Consider the following 21,391-nt stretch of genomic DNA (forward strand, 5'->3'; position numbering starts at 1 on the left):
GACGACGAACGGTGGGACCTCGTCACCACGCCACCGGACAGAGACCCGTTTCGTCGACAGGTTGACGCGGGCGCTCTCGACGCGATCGAGCTTTCCCAGCGCCGTCTCGATCGTCTGGATGCAGCCTGCGCAATGAACCGTCGGTACTGAAAGATCGGTCTGGTGAAGATCATCGCCAAGCGATCGGCTCGCCAGCCTGATCTCCTGGCTGGACGGCAGGACCGATCCGGTGTTGACCAGATCAAGCGCCATTTCGGCGCCCGGTGCACAACAACTCATTGCAGCGCTCCATTGGAAATCATGATCCGGCGGACGTCGCGATACGGTTTGTCCAGACCGGCGTCGGCGTCGACTTCGACAATCCAGACGCCGTCCTTCGGCATGTGCTGGGCTGCGAATTCCTGGCCCGAGGCGGGTGCGAGGGTGACCGACTTGTCCTCCTTCTCGTACGCGGGATGGCGAAACAGCACCTTGACGCCGTGCAAGGGAACCGGCTTGCCGGCGACGTCGGCGAGGCCATAGCGAACTTCGCCCCATGCGATGGTCAGCTTGCCGGTCCAGCCAAGTGCTGCCTGCGCCCGTCCTTCCTCGGCCTTCTTGTTGAATTGCTGGCTCGCCACATAGGTGTTTTCGACGACGAGGCCAGTCCAGCTTGTGCTGGCGAGCGTTGCCATGGTCAGATTGACTGCGATGACCACGCCGAAAAAGGCCAGGATGATGACCAGCATGTGCCTGCCGGTGAATTCACGAGGCTTTTGTACATTGGCAGTCATCTGAGGGGCTCCGGCGCGTTGAAGGTGGCGGTGTACTCGTTCGACTCAAAGCTGGCTCTGTCCTCGACGCGGAACTTGAAGGTCTGTGCCGGAGCGCGGATCTGGTCCGCCGGCTGGCGAACGAAGACCCTCAGCATTTTCAGGCGGTCGGGTTCGACCGGAATGGCGAAGGAACGGCCTGCGGGGATGTCGTCGCCGACGACGACCATGTCAGCGCCTTCAAGGCCCTGCATGGTTACGACGATCGTCCTCGGCTCGGGGATCATGTTGAGCAGCTTGACGGTATAGCCATTGCGGATGGATCCGTCGGTCAGCGTGACGAACTGGGGATTGCGATCATGCAATACGTTCAGTTCGAGCCGATCGCGCGTCAGCAGCGAATAGAGCAGGCCGAGGCCGATCAGCGACCACAAGCCCATGTAGACGTAGGTGCGCGGCCGAAAGATCTTGCGGATGTGAAAATGCGCCACCTTGTCGGAGAACAGGCCATCAGCGGTCCTGATCAGCGATGGATTGACTGAGCTGGACCCGCCTGCAGTCGCCAGCATCATGTTGGCGTTGTAGTCGGAGAGCGTCGCATAGGCGATCAGCCCACGCTCCTTGCCGAGCTTGTCCATGACGCCGTCACAGGCGTCGATGCAGAGCGCGCAAGTGATGCATTCGAGCTGCTGGCCGTCGCGAATGTCTATCCCCATCGGGCAGACCGCGACACAGGCATTGCAGTCGACGCAGTCGCCCACGGGCTGGCCTGCGGCCAGCACCTTCTTGGCGTGGCGCGAACGCGGTTCGCCGCGCCAGTCATTGTAGGTGACAGTGAGGGAATTTTCATCGAGCATGGCCGCCTGGATGCGGGGCCACGGGCACATATAGGTGCAGACCTGTTCGCGCATCAGACCGCCGAACGTGTAGGTGGTAGCCGTCAGGACGGCGACAGTGATGTAGGCGACGGGCGCCGCAGTGCCGGTGAAGAGCTCGCCGAGCAGCGTCGGTGCATCGGCAAAGTAGAAGATCCAGGCGCCGCCAGTCGCCGCCCCTATGACCAGCCAGATGGTGTGCTTGGACACACGCAGCATGAGCTTGCGCGCGGTCCAGGGACCTGCGTCAAGTTTCATGCGGGCGTTGCGGTCCCCCTCGATCGCACGTTCGACGACGAGGAACAGATCGACCCACACCGTCTGAGGGCATGCATAGCCGCACCAGGCACGGCCGACAGTCGAGGTGATCAGGAAAAGACCGACGCCCGCCATGACCAGGAGGCCGGCCACATAGAAGAATTCCTGGGGCCATATCTCGATGAAGAAGAAGTAGAAGCGCCGGTTCGCGAGATCGAGCAGGACTGCCTGGTCCGGGGCAAATGGACCGCGAGCCCAAGGCAGCCACGCAGCCAGGTAGTAGATGCCAAGTGTGATCGTCATCACCAGCCATTTGAAGCGACGAAAGTTGCCCGAGGCGCGCTTCGGAAAGATCTTTTGACGCGCGGCATAAAGCGGCTTGCGGGTTTTGGCGGAATTGACAGTTTCTGTTTCGAGCCGTGTCAACTGCGTCTTATCACGCATGTGCAACTCCACTTTCCCAGCCAATGTCAGGGGCACCTGTCGTAAAGCCTCGCGGTAGGATAGCCTTGCCGGGTTGTGCAGATCGCATTAGGGATGGTGTCGAGGCCCGGCTCACGCCGGGCCTCGTCCGCTTGGCAGGGGGGACCGAAGAATAGGACTTCCATTCCTATTCTCCGCCGCCAAGCGAATGGACATAAACTGCAAGTTCCTTGACCTTGATCTCGCCGAGACGGCCAACCCAGGCCGGCATGACGCCCTGTTTTGGCGCACGGACCTGTGCGGCGATGGCTGTCTCACCGGATCCATAGAGCCAGATCGCATCGGTCAGGTCGGGGGCGCCGAATTCCCTGTTGCCTTTTGCATTGTCGCCGTGACAGGCGACGCAGTTCTCGGCAAAGACCTTGGCGCCGGGTTGGATCAGACTTGCATCGCGGACCTTGCCGGAAAGGCTGGCCACGTAGGCGCTGACTTGTGCGATCTGGTCGGCGGTAATGATGTCGCCGAAGGCCGGCATTTCCGACAGGCGCGTGTCCGGATCGGATGCGAAGCGGATGCCGTGCGTAATCGTCTGCTGGATCTGCTCGGCCTTGCCGCCCCATAGCCAGTCGTCGTCGTTGAGATTGGGAAAGCCCTTGGAACCTTGGGCGCCGGAGCCGTGACATTGTACGCAATTGACCTTGAAAGCGGCGCCACCGGCGGCGATTGCGAATTCGCGCAGGCCGTCGTCCGCGGAGATCTCCGAGACGCTCTTGGACTCCACCGCCGAGATATATTTGCCCTTGGCGGCCTCAGCCGCAGTCAGCTCGTTCCTGACCTCGTTGCGGCTGGAATAGCCGAGCACACCCTTCGTCGCCGAGTGCAACAGAGGCCATGCTGGATAGGCGATGGTGTAGCCTATCGCCCAGACAATGGTGACGTAAAAGGTGATAACCCACCATCTGGGAAGCGGGTTGTTCAGCTCCCGGATGCCATCCCATTCGTGGCCGGTGGTCGAGACGCCAGAGATTTCATCGATATGCTCGTCGCTCATGATCACTCGTCCTCGAGCGGAATGCGGGCCGCTTCGTCGGCCAGCCTTCGGCTGCCGGGGCGTAGGGCAAAGGCGATGCACCCCACGAAGAACAGCGCCATCGCAACCAGGCCCCAGCTGTCGGCAAACGCCCGCATCAAATTGTAGGTCATCAGCGTTCTCCTCAGCGGTAGCCGGCGGCTTCGTCGTAATTTTTGAAGTCGACCAGTGTGCCAAGCATCTGCAGGTAGGCGAGCAGGGCATCCATTTCGGTGACCTGTTGCGGGTTGCCGTCGAAGTCGCCGATCTTGGCTTTTGGGTAACGCGCCTCAAGGCCTGATGTGTCGGCATTGGGATCGGCCTGCGCCGCCAGATCCGCATTGGCGTGGACGATCATGTCATCGGTGTAAGGGACGGCTACAAGCCTGTTGGCGACCAGATGCGTTGAGAAATCCTTCACGTCGATCGGCGTGTCTTTCAGGAACCCATAGCTCGGCATGATCGATTCCGGCACCACCGAGCGCGGGTCGGTAAGATGCGCGACATGCCATGCATTCGAGTAGCGGTCGCCAACTCTGGCGAGATCCGGCCCGGTGCGCTTCGATCCCCACTGGAAGGGGTGATCGTACATGGACTCGGCAGCTAGGCTGTAGTGGCCATAGCGCTCAACTTCGTCGCGGAACGGCCTGATCATCTGGCTATGACAGAGGTAGCAGCCCTCGCGCATATAGATGTTGCGCCCGACAAGTTCGAGCGGCGAATAGGGGCGCATGCCTTCCACCTTCTCGATCGTATTGTCGAGATAGAAGAGAGGCGCGATCTCGACGATGCCGCCGACCGTCACCACGAGCAGCGAGCCAACGAGAAGAAGCGTGGCGTTCTTCTCGATGATTGCGTGTTTGTCCATCAAGCCCATTACCTGGCTCCTGATCGCGCAGGTCGGATGGCGACGGGGCTCGGCATCGGCTCCTCCTCGCGCTGGTGGCCGAGGATGGTCCTGGTGATGTTCCAGGCCATGATCAGCGCGCCGGAGAGGTACATGGCCCCACCGATGGCGCGCATGACATAGTAGGGGTGCATGGCGGCGACGGTCTCGGCGAAGGAGTAGACCAGGAAGCCCTGCTCGTCGTATTCGCGCCACATCAGGCCCTGCATGACGCCGGATACCCACATCACCGCGGCGTAGACAACGATACCAAGTGTCGCCAGCCAGAAATGCCAGGTGACCAGCCGCAACGAGTAGAGCCGTTGCCGGTTCCAGAGCTTCGGCACCATGTAGTAGATTGCGCCGAACGAGATCATGCCAACCCAGCCGAGCGCGCCCGAATGGACGTGGCCGATCGTCCAGTCGGTATAATGCGACAGCGAATTGACCGCCCGGATCGCCATGATGGGGCCTTCGAAGGTCGACATGCCATAGAAGGCGACGGCCATCACCATCATGCGTATGATCGGATCGGTGCGCAGCTTGTCCCAGGCGCCGGACAGCGTCATCAGGCCGTTGATCATGCCGCCCCAGGACGGCATCCACAGCATGATCGAGAACACCATGCCGAGCGTCTGCGCCCAATCGGGCAAGGCGGTGTAGTGCAGGTGATGCGGCCCGGCCCAGATGTAGAGAAAGATGATCGCCCAGAAATGGACGATCGACAGCCGGTACGAATAGACTGGCCGGTTCGCCTGCTTGGGCACGAAATAATACATCATGCCGAGGAAGCCGGCGGTGAGAAAGAAGCCGACCGCGTTGTGGCCGTACCACCATTGCGTCAAGGCGTCCTGGACCCCTGAAAAGGCGGAGTAGCTCTTGGAGCCCAGGAACGAGACTGGTATGGACAGGTTGTTGACCACATGCAGCATCGCGATGGTGACGATGAACGACAGGTAGAACCAGTTGGCCACGTAGATATGCGGTTCCTTGCGCTTCAGGATCGTGCCAAGGAACAGAATGAGGTAGGCGACCCAGACGATGGTCAGCCAGACATCCACATACCATTCGGGTTCGGCGTACTCGCGGCCCTCGGTGATGCCGAGCAGGTAGCCGGTCGCGGCCATGACGATGAACAGCTGGTAGCCCCAGAAGACGAACCAGGCCAGATCACGGCCGAAGAGGCGGGCGCGGCAGGTGCGCTGCACGACATACAGAGACGTGCAAAGCAGCGCGTTGCCGCCGAAGGCGAAGACGACACCGGATGTGTGCAACGGCCGCAAACGACCGAAATTGAACCAGGGCTGGATGTTGAGATCGGGGTAGGCGAGCTGCAGCGCGATCACCACGCCGACCAGCATGCCGACGACACCCCAGAACACGGTGGCGATCGCGCCGTAGCGGATCGGACCATCCATGTAAGCGGATGGGTCAATCGGAGCTGCTGGCTTGAACTCCGTGTTGCGCAACAGGATCGCAGTGAAACCAGCCACTGCGAAGAACAACACCCACATGTGTCGGCGGAAAGGTTCATCCACGCCGAAGCCGGCGGCCACCAGGGCCGCAAAAGCGAACACGCTTAGAAGGACGATCTCTGTGCCGAATTTCATTGCAGATCCCGATCTCGAATCTGGTGGATGCCAAATCCGCAGCGCACTAATCGCGCAGCCGCCGCCCCCTCGCCCTGATCTATGTCAGGCCGCAAGATTTTGTGTCGGCGGCGCAATCAGCAGGTGGCGAATGAACGAGGAACGCAGCGCGGGCTCACCCCCCTCATGGAAGGCGTTCCCTGGGTTGGGCGGGCGCAGACGCGATCGCTGAGGCGAAAGCTGAGGCCCTGCGCGCGTTGGATGCTATTGCCGATGCCCTGCCAAACGTTGTTCGGATCCCATTGGAAACGAACGCGATCGTTCCGCCGAGCCGTGGCAGATTAAGGACCATGCTTCGCCGGTATGTGCCGAAACACACCTGGCGATTGGTCACGTTCCTATCAAAGCCCGAAAGCTGTTTGTCTCGACCGTGACGCCGCTTCGTCGAAGGCGCGGCAACATCGCATTAAAAGGCAAACACGGCCCGCCCCGGAGTCATGCGACATGGCCTCGCCGCTTAGGGCCGCTCGCGTCCGCCGCCACAGCGCTTCTCCAGACGGCTTATGCTGTCCACCGTCACATGGCGTGCGTTCTCAATCCGAATCACCCCGTCAGCCCGCAATCGCGTCAGTTGGCGGCTCACGGTCTCGTTGGTGATTCCAAGGAAATCAGACATTTCGACACGCGTCAGCGGCAGATCGAAGGACGCCGACCCGGAAGCCGCATCGAGACTGGAATCGATATTCCGGGCCATCATGAGGAGAAAAGTCGCTACCTTTTCCGGAGCTGTCTTGCGCCCCAGCGTCACCATCCACTCGCGCGCCTCATCGAGTTCATTCAGCGTCTGTTTGAGCAGGCGATGCTCGAATTCCCGTGACGCCTTCATCATCCGTTCGACGGCCGCTCGCGGAAACGAACACAGCGTGACTGCTGTTGCCGCTTCCGCATTGATCGAGCTTTCCACCTTGAAAGGACGTCCCAGAAAATCCGGTGCAAACTGGAGACCGACGATCTGCTGGCGCCCATCCGACAGGCTCTTTGATAGCTTTACAACGCCTGAAAGCACGTTGGAGTAGCTGTCGACGTTCTGTGCCTCGCCGGTCAACTCCATTCCTGACTCGATCCGGCGACGCGAGCAAGTCTTGGCGAGCCCAACCAAATTGTCTGGATCGAGCGCACCGCAGACACCGCGACGCCGTGCCTCGCAAGGGAAGCAAAGAACAGGAATGCCGGAACTATGAATGTCTTGCCGAAAGGTCATGCGTTCGCCTTACCCGATCCTAACTGCCGGCAGGATACCCATCCAGGGTAGAGAAATCCTGCGGCGGTTTGTCCATGAGCGCGGCTGATCGAGATCAGGGTCTGCTTCAGCGATGCGTGCAGTGTTCCGGCGGGCAACACGGTGAACGCGAGATGCAATCGGAAATAGCTGTCAAACTCAGCGAGAACGTCCCACGCTACACCAGCTATCCGACGGCGCCGCATTTCCATTCGGGGATCGATGCTGCCATTTACCGTGGCTGGTTGGAGACGCTGGAAAGCGGCGACGAAATCTCGCTGTACCTGCACATTCCTTACTGCGACAAGCTCTGCTGGTTCTGCGCCTGCCACACCAAGCAGACGCACCAATATGAGCCGGTGGCCGCTTATCTGCGCTCGCTGAATGCCGAAATCGTCACGATTGCCGGTCTGCTGAGCGGCAAGGCACATGTCCGTGCAATCCACTTCGGTGGCGGTTCGCCAACTATTCTGAGGCCCGATGATATGGTTGCTCTTGGAGCGGCCTTGCGGGACAGCTTCGACTTTCTCCCGGATGCTACGGTCAGCATCGAAATCGAAACCAACGACATGGACAAGGCGCGCCTTGATGCACTTGCTCAAATCGGCGTAACCCGGGCGAGCCTCGGCGTGCAGGATTTCGATCCGCAAGTGCAAAAAGCAATTAATCGTGAGCAGAGTTTTTTGCAGACCAAGGCAGTCGTCGACGGGGTTCGTTCGCGGGGCGTCGAATCGGTCAATCTGGACCTGCTCTACGGGCTCCCGAATCAGACACGCGAGACGATCTGTTCCACGGTGGCGCAGGCACTGACCTTGGAGCCAGACCGGATGGCCCTGTTCGGCTACGCACATGTGCCCTGGTTCAAGAAGCATCAGACGATGATCGACGAGGCATGGCTGCCGAGTCCCACTGAGCGTTTCGCCCAATCTCAACTCGCGGCGCGGGCAATTGTCGCCAAGGGATATGAGGCAATAGGACTCGATCATTTCGCGAAGCCCGACGATGCGCTGGCCATAGCGGCCCGCGCAGGGGTTTTGCATCGCAATTTTCAGGGCTACACTGAGGATCGCTGCCCGACACTGATCGGACTTGGCCCTTCGTCCATCGGTCGTTTTCGCCAAGGCTACGTGCAAAACATGGCTTCGACTGCCGGGTACGGGCGCATGGTTGCGGATGGCGGGTTGGCTGCCGTCCGCGGCGTTGCCCTTTCCGACGACGATCGCGTCCGTGGCTGGATCATCGAGCGGCTGATGTGTGATTTTGCCTTCTCGGCAGTCGATCTGGTGGAGCGGTTCGGCAAAGCCGGCGAGCAGCTCCTTCATCGCTCGAGGTCCATCGCACTCCACGATCCTGCCCGAGCGCTTGAATTCGATGGTGACAGTTTCCTCGTACGGACTGAAAGTCGCCCCTTCATTCGAACCATCGCGGCCAAGTTCGATACATATTTCAAAGGGGGAACGGCGAGGCACTCGGTGGCGGTCTGAGCAAAGCACAGTGCGCTCGCCGTTTGGTCGATCGGCGAACCAGCTGCGTTCGTTTTGACCGCTCATAGGCGACTACCGCATCAAATCGAAAATGCAAACTTAGGCTGTTGCGCGGTATCTCCTTCCACATCCTCTCTTGCGCATACCTACATTCCAAGGGGTTTGATCCTATGCTTCGCGAGGAGCAGGTAGGTCGCGACAGCTAGGCAATGTTCCAGCTGCCCTAGCGGAGGAGTCACGATTTTCCGGCAAGCTCCGTCGGCAGACGTTCTTTTCTGGCCCTGGCAAAGGCTCGGTCGCCTTCCAGAAACGCCGCCAGCATGAAAGGGATGAGTTCTGCCACGGTTTCAGACTGACCATAGGTCTGACGGTAAAGTGCAGCATACTCCTTGAGTGTTTGGCTCAGCTCCGCGCTGACGGTAATGGTGATCTTCGAAGCTGTTCGGTCCGGAAGTTTTCCAAGTTTCAGGTCAGCCATGATAACTCCTGCTCAACTGGCGTATGGCCGCAGCACGATGTCCTTGTGCACGATGACGCGCAGTGGCCAACCTGGGCGGACGACGATGGTGGGCTGGATATTGAGGTTTTTTTCGGTGATGCGCTGGCCGGCTCGACTGGCGTTCTGCTGGGCTGATTCCCGGATCGCCTTGACCAGATCGCTCTCGTTTTCGCCGAGGCTGAATTCTGTGCCGACACCGAGCAATGTGGCAAGCGCCACTCCCTTGATCATCTGCCAAGTGTGGAAATCGACTTTGTCTTCCAGCCCTGCGTAGCCGGCGGTGTCGCTCGCGGGCAGATTGTCGATTTCGGCCGACGAGCCGTCGGGCAGCAGAATGCGCTGCCAGACCAGCAGCGCTCGCTTTTGCCCGAACGCGACGACGCTGTCGTAGACGCCGATAAGACGTGAGCCCTGCGGAATCAGCAATATGTTGCCCGTGACCGTGTCGTGCACATTTTCGGTGACTTGCGCGACGACAAGGCCCGGCAAATCGGAATTGATGCCGGTGATCAGGCTGGCGGCAATCACGCTGCCAGCCATCAGTTGATATGGCGAGATCGGCGTCTGAAGCGCATGCGGATTGTAGATCCCGCCAGTGCTCCGCTGGCTGAGAAAATCAAGCTTTCGCTGCTGATTGTTCTGGTCGCCTTCCGCCGCCGCCACCGAGGCTGACGCGCGTCCTGCTTCGGATTGGGGAAGCGCCTCAAATGGATGCTGAGCAGTTTGCACGCTCTCTCCGACATCTGTCTGTTGAGCTCGATTTTCGACGCGGAAAAGCACCCGCGATTCACGCGCTTCGATCGCCTGCTGCGCTAGACGCTGCTCCTCGGCCGAGATGTCTTGGCCCGGCACGATGCCGAGCTGGCGCTGCCGCTCGAGGATGGGGCGGCCGAGGTCGCCCGGCAAAGGTAGCCCAAGGACGGGAGGCTTTGGCTTCATGCCGGAATAGTCATGGGGAAGCGTATCGAGTCCCTCGGCGGTTGGTTTGCGCTCAGTGTTGTAGAGATCTTCCGCCTGATCCCTGATGCGAAGGGCCGGCCCCTGGAGGGCGATCATGGTAACGCCGAAGACAGCGCCGGATCCGAGCGCTGCGATAGCGATGATCACACCGCGCCTGAACCGCACCACGCGGCGGGGAGAGGCCCGAAGCTGCAGTTCCTCGGGATCCAGTTTCGGCGGGATGCCAGAGCGGGAATTTTCGATCATGAGCCCTCACCTCGCCGGCTGCCGCGAAAGAGCGAGATCCGCCGTTGCGGTTGCCTGCCGTCAATCCTGCTGATGCGGATCACCTGCTGCCGCTTGGTGCCGAGGCGAAGTTCGGCCGCGGCGAAGAGCCGATCGACGATGTAATAGTTGCCGCGCACGCGATAGTTGACGAGCTCGCTGCTCCCATCTGCGCCGACGATGAAGAGTGGTGGCGCCTCGCCCTGATCTATGCGACGAGGGAACTCAATATAGACCTTGCTGCCGTCGTCGAAGGCTCGCGTCGGTCTCCAGGGCGGTGTGTCGCCACTGATTGAGTAGCGAAAGCGAAGGTTTTCGAGCGCGATGTTCGACGCGACCGGTGTAACTGCCTCGGCTTGAGCATTGCGCTGGCGAAGCGCGATGATCTGGTCTTGGCTGTAGGTCCAGGAGATTGCCGCCATTGCGGTCTTCTCGGTGCTTTGAAGCTGCAAATGATAGGTCCGCCGGTCCGTCGTAATGACGACATTGGTGGCAAGACCCGGCGCGAAGGGTTTTACCAGAACATGGGTGCGCTGATTGTCACCGGTGCCGCTTGCGGTATCGCCAATGACCCAGCGCACGGTGTCGCCAGCCGACACGGCGGTTAGTTTCTCGCCCGGCTGCAGAGCGATGTCGGTCACGCGCTCCGGCGCGGCATAGAGTTGATAAAGCGCGCCATCGGTGAAGGGGTAGACTTGCACTGCATTAACATACCCGTACTTGGTGGGTTGCTGGGTCGCGGCTTTGTTGGCATCAGCGACGCGTTCTTCAGGAGGGCGCTTGTCCTCGGCCTTGCCGGGCTCGGGCTGCATTTGGCCAGGCAGCGGCAGTGGTTTTGGCACCTCGACAATTCTAATCGGCCTCTCCGGCGCTTTTTCGATCGCGGCCGGTTTGAAGTCGGCAGCGTCATAGGAAATCTCAGGCGGCGGCACCTTCTTCGATGCACAAGCGGAAACGACCGCTGCCGACACCGATAGGATCAGCACGGCACGAATCGGTGACATTTTACCTTTCATTGGTGGACTCCGTCGGAGAAAGGGGGGCTGGGACGGCGCTGTCGAGCTCGCGTGACCAGTCAATGGCATTGATGAAGACGCCGAGCGGATTCTTGCGCAGCTGATCCGTATTGCTTGGCGAGCGGATCACGATCGTGAGGATCGCAGTCCAGCGCATCGTGCTGGCAAGGCTTCCGCGCTCAAACACCTGCTCGGTCCATTTGACCTGGAATGAACTTTCGGAGGCTCTGACCACGCTGGTGACCTGTACCGAAACACTGCGCGTTCCGATCTGACCGAAGGGGTCGTTCGCCTTGGCGTATTCGTTGAGGAAGAGCGCTGCGCGATCGCTAGCAAAGTCGTACGCTGCCAACCAGTTCTGCCGAACCAAAACCGGATCGGTGGAAACGGAACGGACATTCTGGATGAAGCGGCCGAGATGCCAGGCGATCTGAGCATCCGAGGGCTCATAATTCCGGACCGCCGGCGCGACGGCGCGCGTCTCGCCGAAGCCATCGACCTCGACGACATAAGGCACGACACGGCTTTGCATCGACTGCCATACGAGTCCGCCGGAAAGCCCGGTCGCCAAGGCCAGGCAGCCAAGGGCCATGATCCGCCAGTTCCTGGCCTGCAGTCGAGATGAGCCGATGCGCTCGTCCCACAGTTGGGCGGCTTTTTGATACGGCGTGACCGGTTCGGGTGTTTTGCCGTAACGGTGCACGGGTCGCTTGAAGAGCATCTAGTCATCCTTGTCGTTGAGAGAGGGGTTGGCGCTGCCTCCCGGCCGGTCTCCGTCTCGGACAGCTTGCATGGCAGCGTGGCGATTTGCCCGGGCGGTCTGTTCAGAACGTAGGCGCCTTGCCCACGTCGGCGCCGAAACAGTGGCCGAACCGGCAGAGCGTTCGGTCATTGACGCTGTCGGCGCGCCGCCGGTCGCGGTCCACGCGGCATCGCGCCCGGCATCGGCGTTGCGCCCAACACTTGCAGTGGCGGATCGCGCTATGCGTATAGCGGCGCCGCCAGCTGCACTGGTTACACCATGCATTCCAGCAGCCACACCGGAGAGGCCAGCGTCGGGCGAGGTTGCGCGCCCGATCTGCCATGACGTGGAAGCAGCCGATCCCATTGTTGTGCCGGCTCGGATGGCGGCGAGACCGCCGCTGGTTGCCATACGCGCGCCAGCAAATGCTGTGCCTCCAGCAACGAGTGATACACCCGCTGCCGCCGCGGTCGTGCCGAGGGCGGCGCCCGCCCCAAGCTGCGGTGCGCCTGAGACAAGACCCGACGCGATCCCCGGCCCAAAAATGCCAAGGCCAAGCAGTGCCAGTGCGCCCAGTACCTGGGACATGGCACCGGCAAGATCCGGCTCCTTGCCTTGCAATGCGGAAGCGAACTCCCCGAAGAGCGTGGAGCCGATACCGACAATGACGGCGAGCACCATCACCTTGATGCCTGACGAGATAACATGGCCGAGCACGCGTTCGGCCAGGAACGCTGAACGGTTCCAAAGTGCGAATGGAACCAAAACAAAACCTGCCAGCGTGGTGAGCTTGAACTCTAGGATGGTGATGAAAAGCTGGATGGAAAGGATGAAGAAGGCGATGATAACCAGGAACCAGGCCATCAGCAGCACGAAGATGGTCAGTGCGTTGCCGAAGATTTCCGGGAAGCCCAGGAGCTGACTGGCTTGGTCAAGCATTGGCCAAGCACCTTCGAAACCGGTCGCGGCAATGCGGCCCGGGCGCAAGAGATTGTCTGCCGACAGATTGCCGGCCGACGCCTTAATCCCGAGACCGGCAAAAGAACGATAAACGATATCGGCGAGGTTCTTGAAATTGTTCAGAATGAAGGCGAAGACGCCAACATAGAGCACCTTGCGGACAAGCCGGCCGAGAACGCTGGTTTCGTCGCCGAGCGCCCACGCCAGGCCGGCAAGTGTGATGTCAATGCCGATCAGAATGGTAGTGAGGAAGGCGAGGTCGCCCGATAGCAGACCGAACCCGCTGTCGATGTAGCGGATGAAGGTCTCCATGAAGCGATCGATGACGCCAAGGTCGTTCATGCCGCTGCCTTTCTCGTCGTGATGAACTCGTGATTAATTGCCGGGATAAGCCGAGCCGGTACCCAAGAACCGCTTCGTCATCTCGCGGGCGGCTTCGTCTGACTGGGCCTTGCGGGCGGCATCCTCGGCCTCAGCTCGAAACTGCGTTGCGAGCAGCGTCTGGATCTGCATCTGCTGTTTTGTCGAAAGCGCCATCAGCTGGTTGGTGGCCTGGCTTGCCTGAAGCGCACCGGCCGCCCCTTGGCTGCGGTTGACGAGATCGGCGAGCAGATCGCCGTCGGCGCGGACGTTCTCGACGATTTGCGACTGGACACCCATGGTCTGGCGGAACGCCTGCATGGCGGTTTGCCAACGCTCCCGCGCAGCACTCGCCACATCGCTGACTTTGATCGTGGCGTCGTAGCTTTCCGGATATTGGCTGCGCCACTGGTCTTGAAGCTTGCCCAGATCAAAGCTGAGGCCACTCGCCTGGTCCATCAAGCCGTCGATGCGATGGAGCGAACCGGTGAGTTGGCCAACGGAAGAGAAATCCAGACGCTGAAGATTGCGCGCCATGTTCTGCAGCATGGTCGCCTGATTCTGCAGCGACTGGATTTGGTTGTTGATCTGCTCCAATGCGCGCGCGGCCGTCAGCACGTTCTGCGCATAATTGGACGGATCGAACACGATAAGGGCGTACGCGGGCTGCACATAGTCGGCCATAGGCTTGGCGATCAGGGAAACGGTGATCAGGCCGGAGAGAAGGCGTCGCCGCATCATGAGAATTGCTCCTTGTCTGGTTGAGGGAATTGCTTGAGAAGTTCGCCGGCCCAATCGAGGCCGCGCGCGATCAGGAACTGCGAGGCAAAGCTGCCTTGCCCGTCTTCGGACATGATCCTGTCGATCAGAGTCTGCGTGGCCGGATCGGAAGCACCGCAAAGCGCAAGAGCGATGGGGCCAAGCTCGAGCTCGAACAGACGGTTGCCGCGGCGCGATTGCAGATAATACTGACGCTTCGGCGTGGCGCGGGCGATCAATTCGATCTGCCGCTCGCTTAAACCGAAGCGCTCGTAGGCTGTGCGCGCCTGGGGTTCCACGGCACGATCATTGGGAAGGAAAATGCGCTGCGGGCAGCTTTCGATGATTGCCGGCGCTATGCCAGAGCCCGCGATATCAGCCAGCGACTGCGTAGCGAAGACAACCGACACGTTCTTCTTTCGCAGCACCTTCAGCCATTCGCGGATGCGGGCGGCGAACAGCGGATTGTCGAGATAGACCCACGCCTCGTCGAGCATGATCAGCGTGGGCCGTCCGTCGAACCGTTCCTCAAGTCGCTGGAACAGATAGGTAAGCACCGGCAGCAAAGCGCCTTGGCTGTGCATTAACTCCTCGGTCTCGAAACACTGCACATCCGACAAGGCCAGCCCATCATGATCGGCATCGAGCAGGCGGCCGAAGGGACCGTCGAGCGTGTAGGGCATCAATGCGGTCTTCAGCGCATTGGATTGAAGCAGGACCGAAAGACCGGTCAGTGTGCGTTCCTGCGCCGGCGCGGTGGCAAGGCTGGCCAGCGCTGACCAAATAGCCTCCTTCACCTCCGGCGTGACGGTGACGTTCTCGTGGGCAACAAGGCTGGCGATCCATTCGGCCGCCCAGCTTCGGCTAGCCTGGTCGTTGATGCTGCGCAGTGGCTGAAAGGCAAGGGAACCGTCCGCTCCTAGCGCGTGGTGTTCTCCACCCATGGCAAGTGTTGCAGCACGGGCCGAATTGCCTTTGTCGAAGACATAAACCTGGGCGCCGGCATAGCGCCTGAACTGCAGAGCAATCAGAGCAAGCAGAACCGACTTGCCGGCGCCGGTCGGACCAACAACCAGCATGTGGCCGACATCTTCGACGTGGGTGGAAAGCCGAAACGGTGTCGACCCACTGGTCTCGGCAACGAAAAGCGGTGGCGCTTCGGTTTGGGTGACTTTCGCGAGATGCTCGTTTGTCGCAGGACCGGCCCAAACCGACGACAGCGGCATGAGATGGGCAAGGTTCAATGTATGAACGAGCGGTTGGCGAACGTTAGCGTAGACATGGCCAGGCAATGAGCCGAGCCAAGCCTCGACCGCATTGACGCCTTCTCGGATCGTGGTGAAGCCGAGCCCATTGATGATGCGCTCGACCGCGCGAAGCTTCTCTGCAGCGGCTTGGCGATCCTCGCCCCACACCGTCACGGTGGTGGTGAGATAGCCGAAACTCACATGATCACCGCCCAATGCCTGAAGGGCTTCGTCGGCATCGAGCGCCTTGTTGTCGGCATCGTTATCGACAAGCGGGACCGGCTCGTTGGTAATGACCTCGCGTAGGATTGCCACGATCGATTTGCGCTTGGCAAACCACTGCCGGCGCAATCGCGTCAGCGTCTTCGTGGCTTCCGTTTTCTCGAGCGGAATGAAGCGCGTCATCCAGCGATAGGCGAAATCCTGATGATTGAGGGTATCGAGGATTCCGGGCCGGGTGAGGTTCGGAAAGCCGAGGATGGTCAGTGTGCGAAGATGCTGCTCACCCAGCATCGGCTCCAGGCCACCGGTAAGCGGCGCATCGACCAGGATTGCATCCAGATATATCGGCGTTTCCGGGGCCATGATAGGATGGCGACGAGGCGAAATCGTGCCGTGGAGGTAGGTCAACGTCTGAGCATCATCGAGGACGCGTACTTCGGACATGAAACCCGAGAAGAGATCGAGCACGCGGTTGGTCTCGTCACGGAACCTCGCCAGATCCTGGCGCCAGTCTCTTTCTCCTCGGGAATAATGAGAGTCGACGAGCGCGCTTTCTGCGCGCGCCTGGGCGTCCGGCGGTGGCATAAACACCAAGGTCAGATGATAGCGGCTCTCGTAGTGCGCTACCTTCCCCTCGAAAGCAGCGCGGCGTTCTTCGTCGACCAGCCACGACGCGGCGTCAGGAAAATGCGAGTTCGGATAGCCCAGCGCTTCTGTGCGCTCGGCCTCAAAGAACAATGCCCAGCCAGAGCCAAGGCGTCTGAGAGCATTGTTCGCCCGGGCGCAAATGCCGACGAGTTCAGCCTCCGTCGCACTTTCGAGATCCGGGCCGCGGAACCGCAACGTCCGCTGAAAGCTGCCGTCCTTGTTGAGCACGATGCCGGGCGCCACCAAGGCAGCCCAGGGTAGATGGTCGGCAAGCCGGTCGGCTTTGCTTCGATATTCCGAAAGGTTCAGCATGCAAGCCACCCCTTCAGACGTAGGTGGCGCACAAGCACGCTGGCGAAGTCCGGATCGCGTCTTGCGGCAAACACCGCTAACGAGTGGCCTGCGATCCAAAGCACCAGACCAGCAATCCATTGCTGCAAGCCGAAGCCAATGGCCGCGGCCACTGTACCGTTGAGGATCGCCACCGCGCGCGGAGCCCCGCCGAGCAGGATCGGCTCGGTCAGCGCCCGGTGGACCGGTACTGCGAAGCCCTCGATATGCTGCTCCCCGGCGGCCATCAGACGAGCGCCCCACCACCGAAGGAGAAGAAGGAGAGGAAGAAGCTCGATGCCGCGAAGGCGATTGACAGACCGAAGACGATCTGAATCAGGCGCCGAAAACCACCGGCGGTGTCGCCGAAGGCAAGCGTCAGGCCGGTGGTGATAATGATGATCACCGCAACGATCTTGGCGACCGGTCCCTGCACGGACTCCAGGATCTGCTGCAGCGGCTGCTCCCACGGCATGCCGGAGCCGGCGGCATAAACCGGGGCCGTGTTAAGAAACGCGAGCGCTGTGGACGAAAGAAAGCGAAGCTTCTTGCGCATGAGGAAGGCCTTTCAAAGCTGCTGGAGTTGCGAAAGCGTGAGCGGGGCAACGGCGTAATCGCCGCTGCCGTCGAGACCGGTGACCTCGGCGATTGCGTCGATGTGGCGCGACGAGCCGCGTCCCGCTATGAAGACGATCAGATCTATCGCCTCAGCGATGAGCCGGCGGGGAACGGTGACCACCGCTTCCTGGGCGAGTTGCTCAATGCGATAGAGAGCCGAGCGCGCGGAATTGGCGTGTACGGTAGCGATGCCGCCTGGGTGCCCGGTGTTCCATGCCTTCAGCATGTCGAGCGCTTCCGCGCCCCTCACCTCGCCCACGATGATGCGGTCCGGCCTGAGCCTCAGCGTCGAGCGCACGAGATCGGCAAGGGTGACCGAGCCCCGCCTTGTTCTCAGGGCAACGCAGTCCCTGGCCGCGCACTGCAGTTCGCGTGTGTCCTCGATCAGGATCACCCGATCGTCGCATTCGGCGACTTCAGCCAGCAGAGCGTTGGCGAGTGTTGTCTTCCCCGAGGAAGTGCCGCCGGCGATCAGCATGTTGCGCCGCTCGCGGACGGCCTTTTTCAGCGCATCGGCCTGCAGCGGCAGCATGATGCGTTCGGCAACATAGTCGGCCAGGGTGTAGACTTTCGCGGCGGGCTTGCGGATGGCAAAACATGGCGCCAACACCACAGGTGGCAGCAGGCCTTCGAAGCGTTCGCCAGACGGCAATTCGGCACTGACGATCGGGTTGTCGGCGTGCGCCTCGGCGCGCACGTGCGAAGCAACCAGGCGGATGATACGTTCTGCCTCGGACGGGTGCATGTGAACGTCGGTATCGACCCGACCTTCGCCTAACCGGTCGAGTCGCAGCGCGCCGTCGGGATTGACCATCACCTCGATGACGGACGGATCGGCCAGGGCTTCGGTGATTGCCGGACCCATGGCGGTGCGCAGCATGACACGCCGCCGGTGGTCGGCCTCGGGATGAGAGCTCATCCTTCCCCTCCCCCACCATTGTCTTTGCTAAGCGACTTTTTGCCGGAAGCGATCTGGCGGCCGACCTTCTCAACGAATTTCTCGAAACGCTCTTGGGCAATAGCCTGCGTTGCCCGATCCGGGACCGGCGTGTGGGCGTGAAGGGTGATCGAAAAGCGGATGAAGAGCGCCAGGCTCTCCAGGATCACCTCGGAATCGCGCCTGACGTGGGCAAGATCGCGGGAGAGCCGGTCAAGCCTTACGCCGTAGCGCCGATCGAACTCGCTCTCGCCACGCCGCTCGATGAACGCCTCGATCGCCTTCGCCACGATCGCTGATTTGGTCGTTGACGGATCGCGACTGAGGTTGTCCAGTTTCTCGCTGAGCTCCGGCTCAAGCAGAAACTGATGGCGAATGCGGTGCGGCTTCATGCGGCTCGTTCCGACGGCCCGGCGTTGCGCCGGCGACGGGAGAAGCATCGGCCAGACGCTCAAAATTGCTTATGGCCGTTATCTACGCTGAGGTGCGCTCTGCAACTCAGCGGACTTCAGAAGCCGGGAATGACATCGTCGCCCCTGCCCTCGTTGATACCGTAGGCGCGGGCCGCAGTGGAAATCCGATCCATGACACGCTTGTCCGCGAGCGCTTCGCTGTCATCGTCTGCGGGCTTGTACAGATCGGCCTGATCGGGCTCTTGAGAGACAACAACGTCTTCTTCGGGCAGGCTTGGATGGCGTTGCTGCTGAACGCCTCCCTCGTCTTCAACTGGCGCGTCGGCGCTTTCCTCGTCCGCAGCAAGTCGGCTATCGACGCTGCACACTTGTCCAGTCCAGCCGTCCGGGCGTGATGCAGGGCAGTCCGCATAGGGTCCGTCGTGCAGCACCGGCGCAGGCAGCACCCGATCTGTGAAATTCTGATCCTGATAATAGCGCAGCTTCTTGGCGCGGATCGGCGGCAACCCAGAAACCAGGACCAATTCGTCTGACGGCGGCAATTGCATCACCTCGCCTGGCGTCAGGAGCGGGCGCGCGGTTTCCTGGCGGCTCACCATGACATGTGAAAGCCAGGGCGCAAGCCGATGGCCCGCATAGTTGCGCATCGACCTAAGTTCGGTTGCGGTGCCGAGGGCATCCGAGATGCGCTTGGCCGTGCGTTCGTCATTGGAGGAAAAGGCAATTCGCACGTGGCAATTGTCGAGAATAGCATTGTTCTCGCCATAGGCCTTTGAAACCTGGTTCAAAGATTGTGCGATCAGATAGGAGCGAATGCCATAACCTGCCATGAAGGCGAGCGCCGTTTCGAAGAAGTCGAGGCGACCGAGCGCCGGAAACTCGTCCAGCATCATGAGCAGCTGATGCTTACGGCTCTTCTTCGGGTCCCCCTCCAGACGCTCCGTCAACCGCCTGCCGATCTGGTTCAAGATCAGTCGCACCAAAGGCTTGGTGCGCGAGATATCCGAAGGCGGCACGACCAGATAGAGCGACAGCGGTCGCTCTCCATCCACTAGGTCAGCGATGCGCCAGTCGCAGGACGAAGTGGCCGCCGCGACCGTTGGATCACGATAAAGCCCAAGAAAGGACATGGCGGTCGAGAGGACGCCTGAGCGCTCGTTTTCCGACTTGTTCAGGAGTTCGCGAGCCGCCGAGGCCACTACGGGATGGACCTGAGGGTTATGCCCCGTCCCGAGATGGTTTGTCGTCATCATCCGCCGTAGCGTTGCGGCAAACGAGCGTTGCGGGTCCGACAGGAAGGTGGCGACGCGGGCTAGCGTCTTGTCCTCTTCAGCGTAGAGCACGTGCAAAATGGCGCCAACTAGGAGTGAATGGCTGGTCTTCTCCCAGTGATTCCGTCGCTCCAGCGCGCCCTCGGGATCGACGAGGATGTCGGCGATGTTTTGAACGTCCCGGATCTCATCTGGGCCTTTGCGCACCTCCAGCAGCGGGTTGTAGCGTGCCGATCTCGGGTCGGTCGGATTGAACAGAAGGCAGTACGAGAATTTCGACCGCCAGCCGGAGGTCAACTGCCAATTTTCGCCTTTTATATCATGAATGATGGCAGACCCGGTCCAGGAAAGTAGCGTTGGAACAACCAGCCCCACGCCCTTGCCCGAACGCGTCGGCGCAAATGCCATGACGTGCTCCGGGCCGTCATGGCGCAGATAGCGATCGTTCAGCCTACCGAGGAAAACGCCCGCCGGCCGTAACAACCCTGCCGTCTCGACCTCATGAGTCGTGGCCCACCGTGAAGACCCATAGGTCGTAACCGACCCGCGCTGTCGCGCGCGCAAAAGCGAGCCTGCGATTGCGGCGGCACAGCCCAGGAATCCGCTGGCGCCTGCAAGCGTACCGGCTTTGTCGAAGACCTCCGGCGCATAAGCATCGAAGTGGAACCACCATTCAAACAGCTTCCACGGCTTGTAGATTGGCCAGCCGGCGAAGAGAAACCATGGTGCGCCGAGAGGCGTCTGGTAGGTCAGCATTTGAGCGCACCATTGGGTTGCCGTCCATACGCCGATAATGACAATTGCGCACACAACGGCGATCTGCCCGATCAGTAGCTTCGTAGGTGTCATCGGCTTGGCCCGCTGAACAACGCGACCTAGCATCGCGCGGTGCAGCCGGGACAGGAATGTTCCTCACATACGATTTGGGAGCAATGAACGACTTCCTACTATGCAGGTCGGTCAGCACGCGTGTTGCGCCTTCACGCGACACCATCCTCTCCATTCACCCTGAGGCCCGGCGCCGCCGACAGTTGCGTGACCGCTCCTCCGCAAAGTTATCTTCTGCGTTCAGGGAGCCAGGGCGCCTGGGCTGGCTGATGAACACCGTCCGCTCGCGCATGTGGGGTCGAATTGATTTGTGCCCAAGTGGAGGCAGGCTCATCATTCAACAGTTGCCGCAGTTCCCCTGGCTCGAACGCCATCATTGGTGGGGAGGCAGGCTCGTCTTCCAACAGTTGCCGCAGTTCCCCTGGCTCGAACGCCATCATCGGTGGGGAAGCGGGTTCATCCTCCAACAGCTGCCGCAGTTCCCCTGGCTCGAACGCCATCATCGGTGGGGAAGCGGGTTCATCCTCCAACAGCTGCCGCAGTTCCCCTGGCTCGAACGCCATCATTGGTGGGGAGGCAGGCTCGTCCTCCAACAGTTGCCGCAGTTCCCCTGACTCGAACGCCATCATTGGTGGGGAGGCAGGCTCGTCTTCCAACAGTTGCCGCAGTTCCCCTGACTCGAACGCCATCATTGGTGGGGAG

Annotated in this window: 22 protein-coding genes; 1 reads left to right on the plus strand and 21 read right to left on the minus strand. The window is 60.8% G+C overall.

Annotation, left to right across the window (positions count from 1 at the left end):
* From EN745_RS10545 to EN745_RS10580, 8 genes are all read right to left on the minus strand, one after another.
* A partial coding sequence (locus EN745_RS10545; RefSeq protein WP_189363011.1) for a cation transporter occupies positions 1 to 279 on the minus strand: 279 nt, incomplete at its 3' end.
* Positions 276 to 773: a FixH family protein gene (locus EN745_RS10550; protein WP_126057792.1), complete on the minus strand. Its 498-nt coding sequence runs from the start codon at positions 771 to 773 to the stop codon at positions 276 to 278. The genes EN745_RS10545 and EN745_RS10550, both read right to left, overlap by 4 nt.
* Positions 770 to 2,329 carry a cytochrome c oxidase accessory protein CcoG gene (ccoG, locus tag EN745_RS10555; protein WP_126057791.1) on the minus strand — a complete coding sequence of 520 codons (1,560 nt, stop codon included), beginning with the start codon at positions 2,327 to 2,329 and terminating at the stop codon, positions 770 to 772. Before ccoG ends, EN745_RS10550 begins: the two co-directional genes overlap by 4 nt.
* A 166-nt stretch (positions 2,330 to 2,495) precedes the next feature.
* Positions 2,496 to 3,359: a cytochrome-c oxidase, cbb3-type subunit III gene (gene ccoP, locus EN745_RS10560; RefSeq protein WP_126057790.1), complete on the minus strand. Its 864-nt coding sequence runs from the start codon at positions 3,357 to 3,359 to the stop codon at positions 2,496 to 2,498.
* Positions 3,360 to 3,361: 2 nt separating this feature from the next.
* Positions 3,362 to 3,511 carry a cbb3-type cytochrome c oxidase subunit 3 gene (locus tag EN745_RS10565; protein WP_024502864.1) on the minus strand — a complete coding sequence of 50 codons (150 nt, stop codon included), beginning with the start codon at positions 3,509 to 3,511 and terminating at the stop codon, positions 3,362 to 3,364.
* An 11-nt stretch (positions 3,512 to 3,522) separates the two neighbouring features.
* Positions 3,523 to 4,254, minus strand: a complete 732-nt coding sequence (gene ccoO / locus EN745_RS10570) for a cytochrome-c oxidase, cbb3-type subunit II (RefSeq protein WP_126057789.1) — start codon at positions 4,252 to 4,254, stop codon at positions 3,523 to 3,525.
* Entirely contained in the window at positions 4,254 to 5,873 is a 1,620-nt protein-coding gene (gene ccoN, locus EN745_RS10575) for a cytochrome-c oxidase, cbb3-type subunit I (protein WP_126057788.1), read from the minus strand. The genes ccoO and ccoN overlap by 1 nt, the downstream gene beginning before the upstream one ends.
* Positions 5,874 to 6,369: 496 nt before the next feature.
* Positions 6,370 to 7,113, minus strand: coding sequence for a Crp/Fnr family transcriptional regulator (locus tag EN745_RS10580; protein ID WP_126057787.1), 744 nt, complete (start codon positions 7,111 to 7,113; stop codon positions 6,370 to 6,372).
* Positions 7,114 to 7,265: 152 nt separating this feature from the next.
* Between EN745_RS10580 and hemN the strand changes: the two genes are divergently transcribed.
* On the plus strand, positions 7,266 to 8,615 hold the full coding sequence (gene hemN, locus EN745_RS10585) for an oxygen-independent coproporphyrinogen III oxidase (RefSeq protein WP_126059321.1): 1,350 nt from the start codon (positions 7,266 to 7,268) through the stop codon (positions 8,613 to 8,615).
* Positions 8,616 to 8,850: 235 nt separating this feature from the next.
* Here the strand turns inward: hemN and EN745_RS10590 are convergent, their stop codons facing one another.
* From EN745_RS10590 to EN745_RS36525, 13 genes are all read right to left on the minus strand, one after another.
* Positions 8,851 to 9,093: a DUF2274 domain-containing protein gene (locus EN745_RS10590; RefSeq protein ID WP_126057786.1), complete on the minus strand. Its 243-nt coding sequence runs from the start codon at positions 9,091 to 9,093 to the stop codon at positions 8,851 to 8,853.
* Positions 9,094 to 9,105: 12 nt separating this feature from the next.
* Positions 9,106 to 10,320, minus strand: coding sequence for a TrbI/VirB10 family protein (locus EN745_RS10595; protein ID WP_126057785.1), 1,215 nt, complete (start codon positions 10,318 to 10,320; stop codon positions 9,106 to 9,108).
* Positions 10,317 to 11,342, minus strand: coding sequence for a P-type conjugative transfer protein TrbG (trbG, locus tag EN745_RS10600; protein ID WP_127232321.1), 1,026 nt, complete (start codon positions 11,340 to 11,342; stop codon positions 10,317 to 10,319). Before trbG ends, EN745_RS10595 begins: the two co-directional genes overlap by 4 nt.
* A gap of 1 nt (position 11,343) precedes the next feature.
* Positions 11,344 to 12,075: a conjugal transfer protein TrbF gene (gene trbF / locus EN745_RS10605; RefSeq protein ID WP_126063930.1), complete on the minus strand. Its 732-nt coding sequence runs from the start codon at positions 12,073 to 12,075 to the stop codon at positions 11,344 to 11,346.
* Entirely contained in the window at positions 12,076 to 13,398 is a 1,323-nt protein-coding gene (gene trbL, locus EN745_RS10610; protein WP_126057783.1) for a P-type conjugative transfer protein TrbL, read from the minus strand.
* A 33-nt stretch (positions 13,399 to 13,431) separates the two neighbouring features.
* Positions 13,432 to 14,157 carry a P-type conjugative transfer protein TrbJ gene (gene trbJ, locus EN745_RS10615; protein ID WP_024502854.1) on the minus strand — a complete coding sequence of 242 codons (726 nt, stop codon included), beginning with the start codon at positions 14,155 to 14,157 and terminating at the stop codon, positions 13,432 to 13,434.
* On the minus strand, positions 14,154 to 16,604 hold the full coding sequence (gene trbE, locus EN745_RS10620; protein ID WP_126057782.1) for a conjugal transfer protein TrbE: 2,451 nt from the start codon (positions 16,602 to 16,604) through the stop codon (positions 14,154 to 14,156). The genes trbJ and trbE overlap by 4 nt, the downstream gene beginning before the upstream one ends.
* Positions 16,598 to 16,870, minus strand: a complete 273-nt coding sequence (locus EN745_RS10625; RefSeq protein WP_024502852.1) for a VirB3 family type IV secretion system protein — start codon at positions 16,868 to 16,870, stop codon at positions 16,598 to 16,600. Before EN745_RS10625 ends, trbE begins: the two co-directional genes overlap by 7 nt.
* Positions 16,870 to 17,178, minus strand: a complete 309-nt coding sequence (locus tag EN745_RS10630; protein WP_126057781.1) for a TrbC/VirB2 family protein — start codon at positions 17,176 to 17,178, stop codon at positions 16,870 to 16,872. Before EN745_RS10630 ends, EN745_RS10625 begins: the two co-directional genes overlap by 1 nt.
* A gap of 12 nt (positions 17,179 to 17,190) precedes the next feature.
* Positions 17,191 to 18,159, minus strand: coding sequence for a P-type conjugative transfer ATPase TrbB (gene trbB, locus EN745_RS10635; RefSeq protein WP_024502850.1), 969 nt, complete (start codon positions 18,157 to 18,159; stop codon positions 17,191 to 17,193).
* Positions 18,156 to 18,569, minus strand: coding sequence for a CopG family transcriptional regulator (locus EN745_RS10640; RefSeq protein WP_095488561.1), 414 nt, complete (start codon positions 18,567 to 18,569; stop codon positions 18,156 to 18,158). The genes trbB and EN745_RS10640 overlap by 4 nt, the downstream gene beginning before the upstream one ends.
* A gap of 116 nt (positions 18,570 to 18,685) precedes the next feature.
* The gene (locus tag EN745_RS10645; protein ID WP_024502848.1) at positions 18,686 to 20,710 is read right to left on the minus strand and encodes a conjugal transfer protein TraG; all 2,025 of its coding nucleotides are present in this window, start codon (positions 20,708 to 20,710) and stop codon (positions 18,686 to 18,688) included.
* A 206-nt stretch (positions 20,711 to 20,916) separates the two neighbouring features.
* The coding region (locus tag EN745_RS36525; protein WP_210213747.1) for a hypothetical protein at positions 20,917 to 21,391 on the minus strand (475 nt) is incomplete at its 5' end.

The organism is Mesorhizobium sp. M4A.F.Ca.ET.022.05.2.1 (assembly GCF_003998845.1).
Lineage (GTDB): Bacteria > Pseudomonadota > Alphaproteobacteria > Rhizobiales > Rhizobiaceae > Mesorhizobium.